General features: G+C 72.0%; 16 protein-coding genes. 8 read left to right on the top strand and 8 right to left on the bottom strand.

Annotation, left to right across the window (positions count from 1 at the left end; genetic code table 11):
- Positions 1-120: 120 nt before the first annotated feature.
- A complete protein-coding gene (locus LNW73_RS12190) occupies positions 121-1,566 on the top strand; it encodes a sensor histidine kinase (RefSeq protein ID WP_250977363.1) in 1,446 nt (481 codons plus the stop codon).
- Between the two features lie 7 nt (positions 1,567-1,573).
- Here LNW73_RS12190 and LNW73_RS12185 read toward each other — a convergent pair whose 3' ends face one another.
- On the bottom strand, positions 1,574-2,836 hold the full coding sequence (locus tag LNW73_RS12185) for an MFS transporter (RefSeq protein WP_250977364.1): 1,263 nt from the start codon (positions 2,834-2,836) through the stop codon (positions 1,574-1,576).
- Between the two features lie 77 nt (positions 2,837-2,913).
- Here LNW73_RS12185 and LNW73_RS12180 point away from each other — a divergent pair, with 77 nt between their 5' ends.
- Positions 2,914-3,453, top strand: coding sequence for a MarR family winged helix-turn-helix transcriptional regulator (locus LNW73_RS12180; protein ID WP_250989931.1), 540 nt, complete (start codon positions 2,914-2,916; stop codon positions 3,451-3,453).
- A gap of 29 nt (positions 3,454-3,482) precedes the next feature.
- The gene (locus LNW73_RS12175; protein ID WP_250989930.1) at positions 3,483-4,331 is read left to right on the top strand and encodes a carboxymuconolactone decarboxylase family protein; all 849 of its coding nucleotides are present in this window, start codon (positions 3,483-3,485) and stop codon (positions 4,329-4,331) included.
- Positions 4,332-4,454: 123 nt separating this feature from the next.
- Here LNW73_RS12175 and LNW73_RS12170 read toward each other — a convergent pair whose 3' ends face one another.
- Complete coding sequence (locus LNW73_RS12170; RefSeq protein ID WP_250989929.1) at positions 4,455-6,590, bottom strand: M4 family metallopeptidase; 2,136 nt, start codon at positions 6,588-6,590, stop codon at positions 4,455-4,457.
- 235 nt (positions 6,591-6,825) lie between these two features.
- Here LNW73_RS12170 and LNW73_RS12165 point away from each other — a divergent pair, with 235 nt between their 5' ends.
- On the top strand, positions 6,826-7,758 hold the full coding sequence (locus LNW73_RS12165; protein WP_250977368.1) for a hypothetical protein: 933 nt from the start codon (positions 6,826-6,828) through the stop codon (positions 7,756-7,758).
- A gap of 66 nt (positions 7,759-7,824) precedes the next feature.
- Here LNW73_RS12165 and LNW73_RS12160 read toward each other — a convergent pair whose 3' ends face one another.
- The 5 genes from LNW73_RS12160 to LNW73_RS12140 all read right to left on the bottom strand — a co-directional run bounded on the left by LNW73_RS12160 (position 7,825) and on the right by LNW73_RS12140 (position 12,026).
- Entirely contained in the window at positions 7,825-8,607 is a 783-nt protein-coding gene (locus LNW73_RS12160) for a succinate dehydrogenase iron-sulfur subunit (protein WP_250977369.1), read from the bottom strand.
- Positions 8,607-10,361: a succinate dehydrogenase flavoprotein subunit gene (gene sdhA / locus LNW73_RS12155; RefSeq protein WP_250989928.1), complete on the bottom strand. Its 1,755-nt coding sequence runs from the start codon at positions 10,359-10,361 to the stop codon at positions 8,607-8,609. Before sdhA ends, LNW73_RS12160 begins: the two co-directional genes overlap by 1 nt.
- A 27-nt stretch (positions 10,362-10,388) precedes the next feature.
- Positions 10,389-10,856, bottom strand: a complete 468-nt coding sequence (locus LNW73_RS12150; protein WP_250977371.1) for a succinate dehydrogenase hydrophobic membrane anchor subunit — start codon at positions 10,854-10,856, stop codon at positions 10,389-10,391.
- 2 nt (positions 10,857-10,858) lie between these two features.
- Entirely contained in the window at positions 10,859-11,239 is a 381-nt protein-coding gene (gene sdhC, locus LNW73_RS12145) for a succinate dehydrogenase, cytochrome b556 subunit (protein WP_138352242.1), read from the bottom strand.
- Between the two features lie 256 nt (positions 11,240-11,495).
- Positions 11,496-12,026: a 2-oxo-4-hydroxy-4-carboxy-5-ureidoimidazoline decarboxylase gene (locus tag LNW73_RS12140; protein WP_250980294.1), complete on the bottom strand. Its 531-nt coding sequence runs from the start codon at positions 12,024-12,026 to the stop codon at positions 11,496-11,498.
- 152 nt (positions 12,027-12,178) lie between these two features.
- Between LNW73_RS12140 and LNW73_RS12135 the strand changes: the two genes are divergently transcribed.
- Complete coding sequence (locus LNW73_RS12135; protein ID WP_250977372.1) at positions 12,179-13,705, top strand: beta-N-acetylhexosaminidase; 1,527 nt, start codon at positions 12,179-12,181, stop codon at positions 13,703-13,705.
- Between the two features lie 15 nt (positions 13,706-13,720).
- Here LNW73_RS12135 and LNW73_RS12130 read toward each other — a convergent pair whose 3' ends face one another.
- On the bottom strand, positions 13,721-14,506 hold the full coding sequence (locus LNW73_RS12130) for a DUF4253 domain-containing protein (RefSeq protein WP_250977373.1): 786 nt from the start codon (positions 14,504-14,506) through the stop codon (positions 13,721-13,723).
- Positions 14,507-14,670: 164 nt separating this feature from the next.
- Here LNW73_RS12130 and LNW73_RS12125 point away from each other — a divergent pair, with 164 nt between their 5' ends.
- The 3 genes from LNW73_RS12125 to LNW73_RS12115 all read left to right on the top strand — a co-directional run bounded on the left by LNW73_RS12125 (position 14,671) and on the right by LNW73_RS12115 (position 18,921).
- A complete protein-coding gene (locus LNW73_RS12125; protein ID WP_308402022.1) occupies positions 14,671-15,249 on the top strand; it encodes an RNA polymerase sigma factor in 579 nt (192 codons plus the stop codon).
- A gap of 9 nt (positions 15,250-15,258) precedes the next feature.
- A complete protein-coding gene (locus LNW73_RS12120; RefSeq protein ID WP_250989927.1) occupies positions 15,259-16,233 on the top strand; it encodes a hypothetical protein in 975 nt (324 codons plus the stop codon).
- A 366-nt stretch (positions 16,234-16,599) separates the two neighbouring features.
- Entirely contained in the window at positions 16,600-18,921 is a 2,322-nt protein-coding gene (locus LNW73_RS12115) for a HEAT repeat domain-containing protein (RefSeq protein WP_250989926.1), read from the top strand.
- Positions 18,922-18,934 lie beyond the last annotated feature (13 nt).

Below are 18,934 nucleotides of genomic sequence, written 5' to 3'. Positions count from 1 at the left end.
GGTGGAACCGGCGCTGGAATCGGTGGTGGACGGGGCGCTGGACGGGGCGGCGGAAAGCCGCGCCCGGACGGCAAACGCTGTTTCTGGCCGCGCCCCCGCTCGCTGCGCGGGCGCTTCACGATGGCCAATGTCACCTTCCTCGCCATCGGCCTGGTGATGGCGGGCTCCGCCAGCCTCATCGGCATGTACACCATGCTGATCGGCGAGATAGACGACTCGCTGAAGACCTCCCAGAGGGCGCTGTCCTCCACGCCGTTCACCAGTGGCGGGCTGCAGCAGCTGTGCACGATGGCCGGCATGCTGCAGACCAACGACGGGAACAAGGTCGTCGCCCAGGCCTTCGACCAGGACCTCTTCCTGGTACTCGACTCGCACGGCCGGATCTCCACGGTGTGCGAGGGCAACGTGGCGAACCTCGGCGACGAGCGCCGCAGTCTCGCGGCGGCCATGCCGGACCCGAAGGCCCTCGCGGACTCCAAGGACGCCGCGACCGTGCACAGCGGCGGCAGCTACTACCGGGTGGTGGTCTCCCGGCTCGGCGACGGCACCATGGTCGTCAAGGGGATGCGGCTCAACGGGGTGCGGCGCGCGGTCGGCCATCTCTTCATCGTCGAGGTCATCGACAGCGTCGTGCTGCTCGGCCTGCTCGCCATGGGCTCGCTGACCGCCGCCCGCCGGCGGCTGCAACCGCTGGAGGACATGGTCGAGACGGCCTCCGCCATCTCCGAGGGCGACCTCTCCCGGCGGATCGCCACCGCCTCGCACGGCAGCACCGAGGTCGAGCAGCTCAGCGCGGCCCTCAACGCCATGCTCCAGCAGATCGAGACGGCGCTCACCAGCAGCGAGCGCGCCACCGCCCAGCTCCGCCAGTTCCTCGCCGACGCCTCCCACGAGCTGCGCACGCCGCTCGCCTCGGTCCGCGGCTACCTCCAGCTCTACGAGAAGGGCATGCTCGACCCCGACGAGAAGGACCGTGCCCTGACCCGGGTCTCCGCCGAGGCGCTGCGGATGAGCCGCCTCGTCGACGAACTCCTCGCCCTCGCCCGGCTGGAGGACCGGCCGGCGCTCGCGCCGCGCCCCGTCGACCTCTCGCAGCTGGTCAGGGACGGTATCGCCGATCTCGCCATGCAGCAGCCGCAGCGGCCCGTCGCGTTGGTGCTGCCGGGCTGTGTGGAAGTGCTGGGGGACGAGGCGCAGTTGCGGCAGATCCTCGGCAACCTGCTCAGCAACGTCCGTGTGCACACCCCCGCGGACTCCCCGGTGACCGTGGAGGTCGTCCGCCGGGACGAGGACGTCCTGCTGCGGATCACCGACTCCGGTCCCGGCCTCTCCCCGCAGGACGCCGCCCGTGCCTTCGACCGGTTCTTCCGCGCCGACCCCGACCGGGCCCGGGACACCGGTGGCGCCGGCCTCGGCATGTCGATCGTGCAGGCCGCCGTCGACGCCCATCACGGCTCGGTCCGCCTCGACACGGCCCCGGGCACCGGCCTCACGGTCCATGTCACCCTCCCGTCGGCCCGGCCGGCCGAACTCGTGGTGGAGAGCGACGCGGTTCCGGGACGTTAGAGCCCGCTCAGGCCCGGCCGGCGGTCGAGGGGACCGGTGGCGTGGCGGCTACGGGCGTCCGGCCGACCCGCCGCACCCCCGGCACCAGCGCCGTCCCCAGGCAGGCGGCCGCCACCAGTCCGGCCGCGACCGCCAGCGGGGTCGCCGTTCCCCACGCGTTGGCGGCGAGCGGCGCGGCGGCGTAGCCGACCGGCATCGCGGCCAGCGAGAGCAGCCAGTCGTAGGACGTGACGCGGGCCAGCACCCCGGCCGGGACGGCCTGCTGGACGGTGGTCTCCCAGACCGGGTTGAGGAAGCCGAGCGCGCAGAGGGCGAGGCCGTAGGAGGCGATGAGCAGCGGGGCGGGCGCGGCCAGCGCGAGCAGGATCAGCGGCAGTGCGTACGTCGCGAGGCCGAGGTTGGCCACCAGGACGGGGCGGGAGAGCTTGGCGCGGCTCGCCAGCAGGGACCCGACGACCAGGCCCGCGGTACCCGCCTGGAGCAGGTAGATCCAGACGTCGTCCCCGCCGAGCCGGTCGCGGGCGACGATCGGTCCGAGGGTGGCGAGGACCGCGGCGGCGCCGTTCCAGGTGGCGTGCGCGATCAGACTCGTCCAGTACCAGTCACGGGACCGCACCTCGGACCAGCCCTCGACCAGGTCGGCGCGCATCGAGCGGCGGGGGATGGGCGTGCGCCGGACGCGGATCGCGGTCAGCAGCGCCGCGCTGGCCGCGAAGGTCGCCGCGTCCAGCACGAAGGCCCAGCCGGGCCCCGCGGTGAACACCAGCAGCCCGGCGACGCCGGGCCCGCCGAAGAAGGCGGCGTTGCGGGCCGCGGCCATCAGGGAGTTGGCCTTCTGCCGTTCCGGTCCTTCGGTGGTGCCGGTGATCAGCGGTGAGGCGGTCGGCATGGCGAACGCGGAGGCGATGCCGCCGACCACCTCGGCGGCGGCTATGTGGAGCAGCTGCGGGTCGCTGCCGATGAGTTCGGCGCCGACGAAGAGCTGGGCGGCGCACCGGACGAGGTCGGTGGCCAGGGCGACCTTGCGGACGTCGAAGCGGTCGCCGAACACGCCGCCGAGGGGGAGCAGCAGCAGTTTCGGGACCATCGAGCAGCCGAGGACGACGGCGAGCGCGGTGGCCGATCCGTCGGTGGCCCGGGTGATGGCGATGGCCAGCGCGGCGGGGACGACGGCGTCGCCGAGGGCGGACAGGGTGCGGCCGATGAAGAGCAGGCGGAAGGCGGGCAGCCGGAGGGGGTGCGTGGGTGGCGCGGGCGTCGGTAGGGTCACGCGGAGAATGTATTTCGGTGCCGAACCTTTCGTCAACGAATAATTCGATGCCGACGGAACGGGCGTAGAGTGACGGCATGAGCCCTAGCGACGGCAGTGGCGGTGGCGGCCAGGACCGCGGCCGGGACCGGACCGACGAGCACGTCGAGCGCTGGCTGCCCGTCCTCCCCGACCTCGACCCCGACATCGAGGGCGCGGTCACCCGGATGAAGATGATCGCCCACCACCTGCGCCGCTTCCGGGACCAGTCGCTCGCCGACTACGACCTCCAGCGGCACGAGTTCGAGACCCTGCACGCGCTCGCGGGCCGCGGCGGCAAGGCCAGCCCCTCCGAGCTCGCCAACGACCTGGACATGGCGCCCGCCTCCGTCACCGGCCGGCTCGACACGCTCGCCCATCGCGGTTTCGTCCGCCGCACCCCCTCCGCGACGGACCGCCGCCGGGTCGACATCGAACTGACCGAGGAGGGCCGGGCGACCTGGCTCGGTTCGATGGACGTGCTCGGCCACGAGGAGTACCGGCTGCTCGGCGCGCTCGACGCCGACGAACGCCGGACGCTGTCCGACCTGCTCCGCCGGATCCTGCTGGCGGCGGAGGACGTACAAAGCTTGCGTTAGAGCTCACTCCAACCCGTACGTTCGATGCCATGGCCACCACAGACAAGAACACCGCCGCCGACGCCCCCTCCGAGCGCTACGCGCGCGGCCTCGCGGTACTGCAGCAGATCGCCGGCACCGAGCGGCCCGCCGTCCTCGACAGCCTCGCCGACATCGCCCCCGACCTGGCCCGGTTCACCGTCGAGTTCGGCTACGGCGACATCATCTCCCGCCCCGGCCTGACCCTCCCGCAGCGCCAGCTGGCCACCATCTCGGCGCTCGCCGCGATGGGCAACGCGGCCCCGCAGCTGCGCTTCCACGTCGACGGCGCGCTCAACATCGGCATCAGCCGGCGGGAGATCGTGGAGACCTTCATCCACGCCAGCGTCTACGCCGGCTTCCCGGCCGCCCTCAACGCCCTCACGGTCGCCCGCGAGGCGTTCGCCGCGCGCAAGGAGCCCGGCGACGCGGACGCCGGCCCCGTCGCCCCGGCCACCCCCAGCGAGCCGGGCACCACCCGCTACGAGCGCGGCCTGGAGGCGCTGGCCCGCATCGACGGCCACGCCGGCGAGGCGGTCGTCGCCTCCCTCGAGGACATCGCCCCCGACCTGGCCCGCTACCTGATCGAGTACGCCTTCGGCGACATCTACTCCCGCACCGGCCTCGACCTCAAGTCCCGCGAACTCGCCAGCGTCGCCATGTGCACCGCCCTGAGCACCGCCGACCCCCAACTCCGCGTCCACATCCACGGCTTCCTCAACGTCGGCGGCACCGAGGACGAGACCGTCGAGATCATCACCCAGATGGCCGGCTACGCAGGCTTCCCCGCCGCCCTCAACGCCATCGCCGCCGCCCGCGCGGTCTTCGCCGACCGAGCGGAGAACGACCCGGAGCACTGAACGCGCCGTTCGTCGGGTGCCCGCCGCTCGCCCGCCCGCCCGCCGGACGCGGAAACGGCGGCGGCCCGGGCGGAAGGCCTATGCCGTTCCGTCCGGGCCGCCACCCCGTGGGGGGCAGGTGGGTCAGCCGTTGGTGACGGCGGTGTCGTCGATCAGGAAGCTGGTGGCGAGGGAGGAGTCCTCGGCACCGACGAACTTGATGGTGACCGTCTTGCCCTTGAAGGCGGAGAGGTCGAGCGTGCGCTGGGCGTAGCCGCCGGGGGTGGCGTTGGAGTACGTGGCCAGCGTGGTCGTCGTGGTGCCGGAGACGACCTGGGCCTTCAGGGTGTCGTAGACCGTGGAGCCGGACTCCTTGGTGGTGATGCCGAGCCAGAAGCTGAGCTTCGGGGCCGCCGCCGTGGCGGAGACCGTCACCGACTGGGACAGGGTGTCGGTGTGGGTGGTGCCGTAGCCGTCCAGCTTGGCGAAGTACGAGCCGGCGTGGGCGCCGGTGGCGTTGGTGATCACGCCGCTGGTCTGCGTCCAGCTGGTCGCGCCCGACTCGAAGCCCGGGTTGGCCAGCAGGTTGGTGCCGGTCGGCGGGTTGGTGCCGGTGCCGCCGCAGGTGGTGGAGGTCGCGGCGACGGCGGCTGCCGTCCAGGCCTTCTCGACCGCGGCGCACTGCGCGCTGGTGCCGCCGAAGAGGTCCTTGGCGGCCTTGATGCTCGCGGTGCGGGCGCCCGGGTAGTCGGTGGCGGCCGTCATGTACGTGGAGAGCGCGCGGTACCAGATCTTGCCCGCGTCGGCGTTGCCGATGCCGGTGACGGCCGGAGCGCCGCCGCAGGTCGGGCTGTTGCCGTACGAGGAGGAGCCGGAGCCGACGGCCAGCAGGTAGAAGAAGTGGTTGCCGACGCCCGACGAGTAGTGCGGGTCGAGGTTCTTGGTGCCGGTGGTCCAGCAGGACTGCGAGACGCCGTCCTTCTTCGGGTCGTCCATGTACCGCAGCGGCGTGGAGCTGATCTTCTCGCCGATGAGGTAGTCGGGCTTGTCCGCCGGGTTGTTGGCGTTGAACTCGACCAGGGTGCCGAAGATGTCGCTGGTGGACTCGTTGAGGCCGCCCGCGTCGCCGAAGTAGTTCAGGCCGGCGGTCGCGGCGGTGACGCCGTGGCTCATCTCGTGGCCGGCCACGTCCAGCTCGGTGAACGGCTTGTCGCCCACCTCGCCGTCGCCGTAGATCATGGAGAAGCTGTCGTCGTCCCAGCCGGCGTTGCCGTAGTTGACGCCGTAGTGGACGAAGGAGCGGGCGCCGACACCGTCGTTCTTGATGCCGTTGCGGCCGTGGACGTTCTTGTAGTAGTCCCACGTGGCCTGGATGCCGTAGTGGGCGTCGACGGCGACGGTGGCGCGGTTGTTGAGGGTGCCGTCGCCCCAGACGTTGTCGGTGTCGGTGAACGCGGCGCCCCAGCCGGCCGGCGGCGAGTCGTTGAGGACGGTCTTGTTCTGGGCGTCCCGCGTCTCCCCGTTACCGCGGGTCGGGTCCAGCAGCTGGTAGCCGCCGCTGACGCTGGTGGTGCCCAGCGTGACGTCGCCGACCTGGTAGCCGTGACCGGTGCCGGAGGCGGCGGCGCCCGCGACGGACGTGGCGGGCGCGGTCGCCTGGGTCCGGCCCGCGGCGACCGTGCTGATGAAGCTGTTCCACGACTGGCCGGCGGCGCCGGTCTGTGCGTTCACCAGGACGTGCAGGTGGCTCGGCGACTGGTCGGGGGCGGTGCCGTTGGTGACGACCTGCCAGACCAGCGTCGGCGTGGCCGCGGTGGCGTCGACCACCAGCTGGGCCGTGCTGCCGTGCTTGACGCCCTTGAACTTCTTGGCCGCCGTGGCGATGGCCTGCTTGGCGGTGATCTTCGGCGTGACCGACAGGTTCAGCGGCGCCGCCAGCGTCAGCGAGGCGTCGCGCGCGGTGCCGTCAGGAGCCGAGTGGACGACGACGTCGCCGCCCAGGACCGGCAGGCCCTGGTAGGTGCGGTCGAGGTGCACATGGCGCGAGCCGTCGGCGTCGACGGTCACGTCGCGTGACGTGAACACGTCGTGAGCGCCGGCCTTGACCAGCTGCGGGTGAGCCGCGACGGCGGAGTTCGCGTCGCGCAGTGCCTGAGCTTCGCTCGCCTTCGGCGGGATGGGCCGGGGGTTCTTCGCGGCGCTGGCGGGGGTGCCCGCCCCGGCTATCAGGAGCCCGCTGACCGCGAGGGTGAGGGTGCTGGCGAGTACAGATCGTTTCATGGCCAGGGAGCATGGCGGCGGCCGATGACCCGGGGCAACGGACTCCCAACTCTGTTTAATTGCGGGAGTTACAACAACTCGTTAAAGCATCTCCCACAAGCTGTGCAACGTCTGTGAACGCTAAATCTTTGGGTAAGACTGTTCACAGCGTGATGCGCGTCACCGGCCGTTTCCCGGCCGGTCGCTAACATGTGCCTCCCCCACACCCGGCACGCAGGACGGATGACCACCCCCTGTGACCTATAGACCGCTGCCTCCAGAAATCGCCGATGCGCTGCGCACCGGCCCCTTCGAAGCCGCCCTCGACGCCGCCGTCCGGGCCAGCGGACTCAGCATGGAACGTATCCGGCACCGGCTCGACACCCGGGGCGTCCAGGTGAGCGTCACCACGCTCAGTTACTGGCGCCGCGGCCGCAGCCGGCCCGAGCGCCCCCAGTCCCGGCAGGCCGTACGCCTGTTGGAGGAGCTGCTCGCCCTCCCCTCCGACTCCCTGGTCTCCCTGCTCGGACCGCAGCGCCCGCGCGGCCGCTGGGTCAACCGCCCGCCCGCCAACCTCGACGCCGCCCGCCTCTGGCAGGAGTACGAGAGCCTGCCGGGACTGCTCGGCGAGATGGGCTCCACCGACGACGGGCTCGCCCGGCTGGCGGTGCACGACCGGTACGAGATCGACGCGAACGGCTGCGAGCGGACCTGGACGACGACCATGGTCCTGCGGGCCGAGCGCGAGCGGGTGGACCGCTGCATGATCATCACCCGCGGCGACGACCCGGCCCGGGAGCTGCCCGTCCTCACCGGGGTGCGCAACGCCCGCCCCGGCCGGGTCCGGATCGACGGCTCGGTACCACTGGTCGTCGCCGAACTGCTGCTGGACCGGGTGCTCGGCAAGGGTGAGACCGAGGTCGTCGAGTACACCTACCGCATGCCGACCGTGGGCGCCCGCACCACCGAGTGCGGGCGCGGCTTTCCGGTGCCCGTCCGGCTCTACACGCTCGAAGTGCAGTTCCACCCGGACGCCGTCCCGTTCCGCAGCCACCGCTGCGTCGGTACCACCGGCGGCGGCCCGTTGCCCGCGGTCGAACCGGTCTGGATCAGCGCGTCGGGCCGGGCGCTGTTCTCCGTCGAGGACCCGCAGCCCGGTTTCCAGGCGCTGCGCTGGGAGTGGGAGTAACCGCGAGCGGGAACGGCTGAGGGCCCCGTCCGCCGTGGCGGAGAGGGCCCTCAGCTGCGGGACGTCCTAGAAACGGCGCGTGATGAGCGCGCGCTTCACTTCCTGGATGGCCTTCGTGACCTCGATGCCGCGGGGGCATGCGTCGGTGCAGTTGAACGTCGTGCGGCAGCGCCAGACGCCGTCCTTGTCGTTCAGGATCTCCAGCCGCTGCTCACCGCCCTCGTCGCGCGAGTCGAAGATGAAGCGGTGCGCGTTGACGATCGCGGCCGGGCCGAAGTACTGGCCGTCGTTCCAGAACACCGGGCACGACGACGTGCACGCGGCGCACAGGATGCACTTGGTGGTGTCGTCGAAGCGCTCACGGTCCTCGGCGGACTGCAGACGCTCGCGCGTCGGCTCGTTGCCCTTGGTGATCAGGAAGGGCATGACGTCGCGGTAGGCCTGGAAGAACGGGTCCATGTCGACGATCAGGTCCTTCAGGACCGTCAGGCCCTTGATGGGCTCGACCGTGATCGGCTTCTCCGGGTTGAGGTCCTTGATCAGGGTCTTGCACGCCAGCCGGTTGCGGCCGTTGATGCGCATGGCGTCCGAACCGCAGATGCCGTGGGCGCAGGAACGCCGGAACGTCAGCGTGCCGTCCAGCTCCCACTTGATCTTGTGGAGGGCGTCCAGGACGCGCTCCTTGGGATCGATCGGGAACTGGTAGTCGACCCAATCGACCGCGTCGGAGACCTCCGGGTTGAACCGGCGGATCCGCATCGTGACCGTGATCAGGTGACCGGCGGCGGCCTCGGCGGCGTCCAGGGCCTCCGAGTGGCCGGAGGACTTGTCGAGCGTCGGGGTGCTCATCAGTACTTACGCTCCATCGGCTGGTAGCGGGTCACCACGACCGGCTTGTAGTCGAGACGGATCGACTCGTTGCCGGCGGAGTCCGTCTCGCGGTACGCCATGGTGTGCCGCTGGAAGTTGACGTCGTCGCGGGTGGGGTAGTCCTCGCGGTAGTGACCGCCGCGGGACTCCTTGCGCGCCAGCGCGGACACGGCCATGACCTCGGCCAGGTCGAGCAGGTTGCCCAGCTCGATGGCTTCCAGCAGGTCGGTGTTGAAGCGCTTGCCCTTGTCCTGGACGGACACGTTCTTGTAGCGCTCGCGCAGGGCGCCGATCGTCTCGACGGCCGTCTTGATCGTCTGCTCGGTACGGAACACCATCACGTTGGTGTCCATGCACTCCTGCAGTTCCTTGCGGATGTCCGCGACCCGCTCGGTGCCGGTGTTGTTGCGCAGGCCCTCGACCTGGGCGACGACCCGGGAGGCCGGGTCCTCCGGCAGCTCGATGTGGTCCGTGGTCGCCGAGTACTCGGCGGCCGCGATGCCCGACCTGCGCCCGAAGACGTTGATGTCGAGCAGCGAGTTGGTGCCGAGGCGGTTGGCGCCGTGCACCGAGACGCAGGCGACCTCGCCCGCGGCGTACAGGCCCGGGACGACGGTGGTGTTGTCGCTCAGCACCTCGCCCTGGACGTTGGTGGGGATGCCGCCCATGGCGTAGTGCGCGGTCGGCTGGATCGGGATCGGGTCCGTGTAGGGCTCGATGCCGAGGTACGTCCGCGCGAACTCGGTGATGTCGGGCAGCTTGGCGTCCAGCTGCTCCGGCGGGAGGTGCGTGAGGTCGAGGTAGACGTGGTCGCCCTCGGGACCGCAGCCGCGGCCCTCACGGATCTCGGTGTAGATGGAGCGCGAGACGACGTCGCGGGAGGCGAGGTCCTTCATGACGGGCGCGTACTTCTCCATGAAGCGCTCACCGTCCTTGTTGCGGAGGATGCCGCCCTCGCCGCGGGCGCCCTCGGTGAGGAGGATGCCCATGCGCCAGATGCCCGTCGGGTGGAACTGGAAGAACTCCATGTCCTCCAGCGGCAGCCCGCGCCGGTACGCGACGGCCTGGCCGTCACCGGTCAGGGTGTGCGCGTTGGAGGTCACCTTGAAGAACTTGCCGGTGCCGCCGGAGGCGAAGATGACGGCCTTCGCCTGGAAGATGTGGATCTCGCCGGTGGCCAGCTCGTACGCGACGACGCCGGCGGTCCGCTGGACCCCGTCGACCTCGGTGAGGAGCAGGTCCAGGACGTAGAACTCGTTGAAGAACTCCACACCCTCCTTGACGCAGTTCTGGTACAGCGTCTGGAGGATCATGTGGCCGGTGCGGTCCGACGCGTAGCAGGCGCGGCGCACGGCGGCCTCGCCGTGGCTGCGGGTGTGCCCGCCGAACCGGCGCTGGTCGATCTTGCCCTCGGGCGTCCGGTTGAAGGGCAGGCCCATCCGCTCGAGGTCGAGGACCGCGTCGATGGCCTCCTTCGCCAGGATCTCGGCGGCGTCCTGGTCGACCAGGTAGTCGCCACCCTTGACCGTGTCGAAGGTGTGCCACTCCCAGTTGTCCTCCTCGACGTTCGCGAGGGCGGCGGCCATGCCGCCCTGGGCGGCGCCGGTGTGGGAGCGGGTCGGGTAGAGCTTCGTCAGCACGGCGGTGCGGCTGCGCTTCGTCGACTCGATGGCCGCGCGCATTCCGGCGCCGCCGGCGCCGACGATGACGGTGTCGTACTTGTGGATCTGCATGGGGTTGTTTCCCTGTCCGTCCCTGGCCTAGCGGATGTTCGGGTCGAAGGTGAAGATCACCAGCGTGCCGAGCACGATCGTGAACGCCGTTGCGGTGAACAGCAGCGTCTTCAGCCAGAACCGGGTGTTCGCCTGCTCGGCGTAGTCGTTGATGACGGTGCGCAGACCGTTGCCGCCGTGCAGCATGGCCAGCCACAGCATGACCAGGTCCCAGCCCTGCCAGAACGGCGAGGCCCAGCGGCCGGCCACGAAGGCGAAGCCGACCTTGGTCACGCCGCCGTCGAGGACCAGCTGGATCAGCAGGTGGCCCAGCACCAGGACGACGAGCACGACACCGGACAGGCGCATGAACAGCCAGCCGTACAGCTCGAAGTTGGTGCGGGTGGCACGCGGAGAGCGCTTGGTGCGGGCGCGCGGCGCCTCGATGAGCGGCGCCGGGTTGTCCGGGTCGAACGAGGTGCTGGAGGAGCTGAGCTCCACGGAGTCAGTAGACATGCTCAGCTCCCGAACAGAATGCGTGCGGCGTGCCCGAGAACCGGGTAGATGGCCCCGATCATCAGCACGATCCAGACGCCGAGGACGGACCACAGCATCTGCTTCTGGTACTTCGGGCCCTTGGACCAGAAGTCGACGGCGATGATGCGCAGCCCGTTGAGAGCGTGGAAGAGGATGGCCGCTACGAGGCCGTACTCCAGCAGGCTGACAGGCCAGGTCTTATAGGTCGCGACGACCTTGTCGTAGTCCTCGGGGGAGACCCGCACGAGTGCGGTGTCGAGGACATGGACGAACAGGAAGAAGAAAATGAGGACACCGGTGACTCGATGAGCCACCCATGACCACATGCCTTCCCGGCCGCGGTACAGCGTTCCTGCCGGCACGGAAAACCCTCCGGGAGCGGTTTGGGGCCAGCCGGCTTCGGTGTCGGACGGGCCCGGCCGGGTACGGTCCACCGGCCCTGGCCATCGTAGCGACGCGTTGTCGGCTCCGTATGCCCGGGTAGGCCAGGTGTGATTGATCCCGCACGACTGGGTGAACGTCTGGGGGAACCTACGAATGAACGGGCGACCGGACGTAAGGGTCAAAGGCCGGTGGGCGTACGGGCGCAGACGCCTGCGGAGGTGGTGTTCCGCGGAGCTAGCGGTGCAGTTCCGCCGTGCTCTGCGCGTTCGATCGTTCCGCGACCAGCCGGGCGAGCCGCGCCCGGGTGATGCGGCGCAGCTCGTCGGCGGTGACGACCCGTTCCTCGTCCTCGTCGTTCGCCAGCCGGGCGCGGATTCCGGTCAGCACCTGGTTGAGGAGGCTGGCCGGGTCGTCGCCCTTGAGGGCGATGACGAAGACGTTGCCGAACTTGTTCTCGTACGCGGCCTGCGCGGCGCTCAGTGCGGTGTGCGTGGCCAGGCCGCCGCGGTGCGGCAGCGGGGTGGCCGCCTCGCAGGCCAGCGCCTCGGAGAGGTCGCCGGGGGTGAGGTCGTACGCCGCCTCGTCGGCCGCCGCGAGTAGCGACTCAAGATCCGGGTACGGGCGGTGCAGGGCCATCCGGCGGGCCCAGCGGTGGCTTCCGCAGCAGTCGCGCAGGGCGGCTTCCGCAGCGCCGAAGGGGGCCTCGTTGAGCCGGGCGAGCCCGGCGGCGAGGACGGGCCCCTGGGCCGGAGTGTCGGGGAACAGCGCTGAACTCCTGTCGGAAAAGCGGGGAAGCGTTACACGTTAGTGGGGCTTGTTCGACTCCGTCCGACGGATGAGTGGATTTCACCCGTACGGGATCGAAATATGTCACGAAGTGGACGAGCGAACGGGGATGATCTGCCATAACGTCCGGTATGGGGAAAATCTGGGCAGGGCTGGCGTTGTCGCTCGCCGCACTCACACCGGCCGTCGGCACACCCAACGAGGCACCGGCGCCCCGGACACTGCCGGTCATCCCCTCGGTGCGGGATTTCCAGCCGGCCGGATCCGGCGTCTTCCACCTCGGTCCGGGCACCCGGGTCCGCGCCGGCCGCGGCAGCGCCGCCGAGGACGAGGCGCGGCTGCTCGCCGGACAGCTGCAGGTCCCGTTCGGGTTCGACGACGCCAAGGGCGACGGGGACGGGCCGGCCGGCACCGGGGACATCACGCTGCGGATCGACGGTCCCGGCGCCGGGACCACGAAGAACGCCGCCGACGTGAACGAGTCGTACGTCCTCACCGCACGGAACGGGCAGGTCACCATCGACGCGCCCACCGACGCGGGGGCGTTCTACGGCACCCGCACCCTCCTGCAGACGCTGCGCGCCGGCACCGGGATGCCCGAAGGCGTCATCAAGGACGCCCCGGACCGGCCGCAGCGCGGCCTGCTGCTCGACATCGCGCGCAAGCCCTTCACCCGCGACTGGATCGAGGACCGGATCCGGCAGCTCGGCGACCTCAAACTCAACCAGCTGCATCTGCACTTCAGCGACGACCAGGGCTTCCGCATCGAGAGCAGCAGCCACCCGGAGATCGTGTCGCGGGACCATCTCAGCAAGGCGGACCTCAGAGCGATCATCGACCTCGCCGCGCAGCGCCACGTCACCGTCATCCCGGAGATCGACAGCCCCGGGCACCTCGGCGCCGTCATCAGGGCGCACCCGGACCTTCAGCTGTTCAACGCCTCCGGCAGGGCGCTGCCCGGGGCGATCGACATCTCGAAGGCCGCCTCGGCCCGCATGGTCGACGATCTGACCCGGGAGTTCGCGCCGCTCTTCCCCGGCCCGTACTGGCACCTGGGCGGCGACGAGTACCAGGCGCTGGTCGTCAGCGACCCGGAGACCTCGTACCCGCAGCTCGTCCCGCCGGGCGGGACCGTCGCGGAGGCGACGACCCGCTGGCTCAACGACCGCGAGGCGGTGGCGAAGAAGTTCGGCAAGCGGACCAAGGCGTGGAACGACGGATTCATCTCCACCCCGCGCGCCGTGCCCGACCGCGACCGCGAGGTCGAGTACTGGACGGGGAAGGAGCTGGGCGCCCGCGAGCCGCAGGAGTACCTCGACGCCGGCCGCAAGGTCGTCAACCTCAACGACGAGTACCTCTACTACGTGCTCGGCGAGCCGAACGACTTCACCTATCCGACCGGCGAGCGCATCTACAAGGAGTGGACCCCCGCCGTCCTGCGCGGCACCAGCGCGGTCGCCCCCTCGCTGGCGACGCCCGACCGGGTGCTCGGCGGCCGGTTCGCCGTCTGGTGCGACCAGGCGGACGCGCAGTCGCAGGACGAGGTGGCGCGGGGCATCCGGCTCCCGCTGAACGCGGTGGCGCAGAAGCTCTGGTACCCCGGGACGCCGCCCCTCTCCTGGCCGGCCTTCAAGGCGCTGGCCGACAAAGTGGGCTGACAGGTTCTCCCGTTGTCAGTCCCACCAGAAGGACCACAGCCGCTCACCTCTCAGCGCCTCCGCGTAGTCGGGGAAGGGGAAGGTGCCGTCGTTGAGGTGGGAGGCGCCGGTGAGGACGTGTTCGAGGGCGACGTGCGCGGCGTGCTCCGACGTCAGCGGCGGGGAGGCGACGGAGAGGAAGACGGAGGAGCCCTCGAAGCCGATGACGCGGGCGCCGAACCGCGTCTCCCAGGTGCGCAGCAGCGCGGAGAACTCCAGGGCGGGCGCGTCGGACTCCCACCCGAGGAGGGCCGGGACGTCGGCGCTGCGGCGGGTCGGGACCAGCGCGATGTGCGCGATGAAGCGGGTGGTGAAGTAGTGCAGCATCTGACCCACCGTCTGGCGGGCGACCGCGTCCGGCGGGGGCCCCGGGTGCGCGGGGGAGGTGCGGGCGAGGCCGGGCCAGCGGGTGAACGGCGGGCCCGGGTCGTCGAGCAGCAGGGCGACGTCCGCGGGCCGGACCTCGTCGATCGCCGGATGCGGCGGCCGCAATGAGCGCAAATCCTGGTACGACCGCCAGGAATCAGTCATCGTGGCTTCGACGTCCACGCCGTCGATGTCCTCGGTGCGGTGGCCGCGGCCCGTCGCGCACGGCCAGGCCATGAGGACCGGGCACCAGCCCGTTTCGTCCTGCTGTGCCTGGAAGCGGGCCCAGAGCCGGCCGGGAGCGACGACGGGTTCGTAGGAGAGCCACAACCCGGGGGAGTCACCGGGCAGGAACCGGCCGGGCGGAAGGCCGTCGGGGAGACGGGCCAGGGGCATCGGTGGGCTCCATCGGTGTGGGGGCACGAGCTGAGACGGCCGGGGGCCGCCTCCCCCCACAGGAGCGTCCCCGGCCGCCGTCTATTACAGCGTCGCGGGCGCCGGAAGTGTCACCGCGGCGATGGGGCAGGATGGTGCGGGTGTTCGAGGGGGTGGAGCGAGCGGTGGATCTGGGGACCGCGGTCAGTGCCGCGCAGGAGGGCGACGACGCCGCGTTCCGGGTGCTGTACCGGGCGGTGCAGCCACAACTGCTGCAGTACGTGAGGACCCTGGTCGGACCGGCGGAGGCCGAGGACGTGGCGTCGGAGGCGTGGCTGCAGATCGCCCGCGACCTGCCGGGCTTCAGCGGCGACGGCGACGCGGTGCGCGGCTGGGCCGCTCGGATCGCCCGCAACCGGGCGCTGGACCACCTGCGGGCGCGCAGCCGCCGGCCGGTCACCGCGGCCGGTGTCGACGCCCTGCTGCACATGCCGGCCCACACCGACACCGCGGGCGAGGCCCTGGACGCGGTGGCCACCGACCGCGCGCTCGCGGCCATCGCGACACTGCCGCGCGAACAGGCCGAGGCGGTCCTGCTGCGGGTCGTCATGGGGCTGGACGCCAGCACCGCGGCGCAGGTGCTGGGCAAGCGCGCCGGGTCGGTGCGGATGGCCACCCACCGGGGGCTGCGCCGGCTCGCGGAACTGCTGGACGACGAGAGCCGCACCGCGGGTGTGACGTTTTCGGCGGCGAAGACGCTTTGAGGATATGAGATGACGGAAAACCGGCGATGCGACGGACATCGTGACGACGACTGGCTCGACGAGGAGGCCGCGGAGCGGCTCCTGCGCGGCGAGTCCGTCATGTCCGGCGGTGCCGCGGCGGCCCGGCTGGCCCGGCTGCTGACGGCCGCAGCCGCGCCGGCGGCGGCCGATCCGGAGCGCGAGGAGGCGGCGGTCGCCGCATTCCTGACGCGCTGCGACGCGGCTCCGGAGGCGGGCCCCCTGGAAGGTTCCGGCGCTGGTGCCGAGCAGGGTTCAGGGGACGCCGATTTCCTGTCGGTGGTCCGGCTGGGCCGGCCGGGCACCGTGCCGGGCCCGGCACTGACCGCCAGGGCCGGGCGGACCGTAAGGACGGCGGGGGCGCCGAAGTCCCTGAAGGCGTCGGCCGGCGCGCTGGTGGTCGCCATGGCCCTGTGCGCCGCGGTACTCGCCGCGAGTCCCGGCCTCCTGCCGCTGCCGTTCGACGGCGACAACGTCGGTTCCGCGCCGGTGCACGACGGCACCCCGCGCTCCGCCACGCCGGACGGCTCCGGCACCGCGGGCCCGGACGGCGGGTCCTCACCGCTCACCGGCGGGACGGCGGACTCGCCGCCCGGAAAGGGCGCGTCGTCGGAACCGGGGCACGGGACGACTCCGTCCCCCGGCCGGCCGGCCTCGCCCGCGAACCCGTCCGCGACGACGCCGCCGTCCTCCCACTCGCTCGCACCCCAGGGGACGCACGGGGAACGCGACCGGCAGAACGTGGAGTTGTGCCGCGCCTACATCAAGGCGGGCGGACGGCTGGACGACGCGTCGTCCGACCGGCTCGTGGCGGCGGCGGGCAGCAAGCGGGACGTACCGAAGTACTGCGCGCGGGTACTGGCCGCCGCCTACCTGTCCGGATCCGGCGGTGCCGGAAACGCTGACGGCGGCAAGTCCGGTGGCACGAGCGGCGGTCACGGCAAGGGCGACGGCCGGCACGACTAGGCCCTAGGTTCCGCCGGTTCTGCGGCAACCGTATTCCCGCGTCTCCGGACCGTCTGACCTGCGGGCCCGGAGGAGGCCGGTGACACTTTCCAGCTGGTTGACGCTTTAAGTAATGGGTCGACTGGTCATCGGCCCGGCGGACCCCGGTGCTCCCCGTGCCGGGTGGGTCCGCGCCCAGGGCGCGGCCGGGTGCATTCCCCCTACCCGGCCGCGCCCGCCGGGCGTTCCACGGCGGTGGCCGGAAGTGGCCGGTGGCGGTCGGCGGCGGCCGGTGGCGGGTCCTGCCGGACGGCCGATAACTCCCGGCCGAATGTCCGTGCCGTGGTGCAGACTCGGTTGGGAGAGCAAAACCGGGGGAGGTACGCCATGTTGGCAGGACTGTACGAGATCGACTGGGCGGCTATGGGGCATGCCTACGGATCGGCGGAGGAGGTCCCCGAACTTCTGCGGGGGCTGGCCTCTGCGGACGCGGGGGAGCGGGAGGCCGCCCTCGACGCGATGTACGGGGCCGTTCATCACCAGGGCGACGTGTACGACTCGACGCTCGCCTGTATTCCCTTTCTCTTCGAGCTGGTGGCGGATCCGGCGGTGCGGGACCGGGGCCGGATCGTCGTCCTGCTGACCAGCATCGGGGGCGGCGACGAGGTCGCGGAGGAGTACCTGGACGAGATCGTGATCGAGGCCGGGGGCCCGGTCGCGGGAGGCGGGTGGAGCGCACTGGGGGACGGTTCCGGAAACGCTCCCGGCACCGGTCCCGGCGGGTCGGGCGATGCGGCGGACGCCCTGGAAGGCGAGGACATCCTCGGCCTGCTGGACGCCGGGGGGGCCGCATCCGCCGAGGACAGGGAGGCGGCCGCCTGGCGGGCCAACTACGCGATGGCCGTCACCGCCGTACGGGCCCAGGCGGAGGTCTTCACCGAGCTCGTCGCGGACCCCGATCCCGATGTGCGGCGCGCGGTCCCGGTGGCGCTCGGCGCACTGCACGGGGAGACCGCGCGGATACTCGACGTCCTGCGCGACCGGCTGCCGGTGGAGCGGGACACGGAGACCCGGCTGGCCCTCGTCGAGGCCGTCGGCACTCTCGCGCTGCGGCCGGGCGGCCCGGCCGCCGAGGCCGCCGACTGGCTGGTCCGGCTCGCCGGCAACCGCGCCGACGGCCCCGCCGACCGCTCGTCCGACGGCCGGTCGCTCTCCGCCGACCCGGGGCTGCGGCTGGCCGCGCTCGCCCAACTCGCCCGCTGCGCGCCCGAACGGCTGCCGGCGGACATCGTGCCGACCGCCGTCGCCCTGCTCCGCGCGGTGCGCGGCGAGGAGGCGGGCAGCCGGCCCTCCCTGGAGGTGTCCGCCGAGCGCCAGGTGCCCGCCACCTTCGTCGGCCATCTGCGGGAGCTGCGCGAGCGGGCCGAGGCGGGCCGCTCCGCGCCCTGGGCCGCCGACCTGCTCCGTACGCTGCACACCGCGCTCGACGACCGGGTCGCCGACCGCCTCGCGCTCGTCATCGACCAGTTGCGCAGCCCGGACTGGGGCCGGCGGATCGACGCCGTGTGGATGAGCGGCGGCCTGGTGCGCGGCTGGCGCGGGCCGTACGAGGAGCTGGTCGTGCTGCTCGGGCAGCAGCTCGCCGACCCCGAGGAGCGGTTGCGCGACGGCGCCGCCTCGGTGCTGGAGAACCTGTACGAACTGGCCGCACCCGCCGCCGACGCCCTCGCCGCTGCGGTCGCGGCGGATCCCGGGAGCTGGGTCCAGGAGTGGTCGCAGGGGCGGCCGAGCCTCGGCGGCATGGTCAAGACCCTCGCCCGGCTGGGCGACCCGCGGGCGCTGCCCGCGCTGGCCTCGGCCCTGGACCGGCCCGACATACCCCAGGACCTGGGGTTCGCCATCGAGCACCTGGGCGCGGCGGCGGTGCCGCTCGCACCCCTGCTGCGCCGCCGGCTCGCCGAGGTGACGCTGAACGACGAGGAGGCGTACGACCAGGCGGAGCCGCTGCTCAGAGGAGTGGCCGCCATCGCGGCCGCCGAGGCGTTCCCCGAGGTGCTGCGGATTCTGCGCGGGGCGCCGAAGGCCCGCCGGGACTGGCTGCTGTGCTCGGCGATCCGCGCGCTCGCCCGGTTCGGGGACGCGGCCCGCGACGCGCTGCCCGATCTGCGCGCGCTGGTGGCCGACCCCGGCTCCTGTATCGCGCTGGAGGCCGCGTCCGCGCTCTGGGCGATCGAGCGGAACCCCGCGGTCCTGCCGGTGCTGCTCGCGCACCTGGACAGCGACAGCCCGCACACCCGGCGTTCGGCGGCCGAGGCGCTCGGCGAGCTGGGCCCCGCGGCGGCCGGTGCGGCGCCGCGGCTGCGGGAGCTGCTCGCGGACCCCGCGGTGTGGATGCGGGTGGACGCCGCGGTCGCGCTGTGGCGGGTCTCCGGCGACGCCGGACCCGTGCTGCCGGTCCTGCGGTCCGCCTGGGCGGAGAACGTGCACACCCGCGCGGTCATCGCCGGCTGTCTCGCGGAGCTGGGTCCCGCCGCGGCCGGCGCCGCCCCGCTGCTGCGCGACGAACTGGCGGCCGTCCGCCGGCACAACAACGAGGGCGACCACTACGGCACGCTCGATGTGTGCGCCGACGAGAAACTGCTCCTGGCATGCCGACGGGCCCTGTCCCGGATATCCGGAACAGGGCCCGTCGTGGACGGCGGCCACTAGGTCCTGTGGACGG

Source organism: Streptomyces sp. RKAG337 (assembly GCF_023701715.1).
GTDB lineage: Bacteria > Actinomycetota > Actinomycetes > Streptomycetales > Streptomycetaceae > Actinacidiphila.
This window is presented reverse-complemented; position numbering and strand designations above follow the sequence as displayed.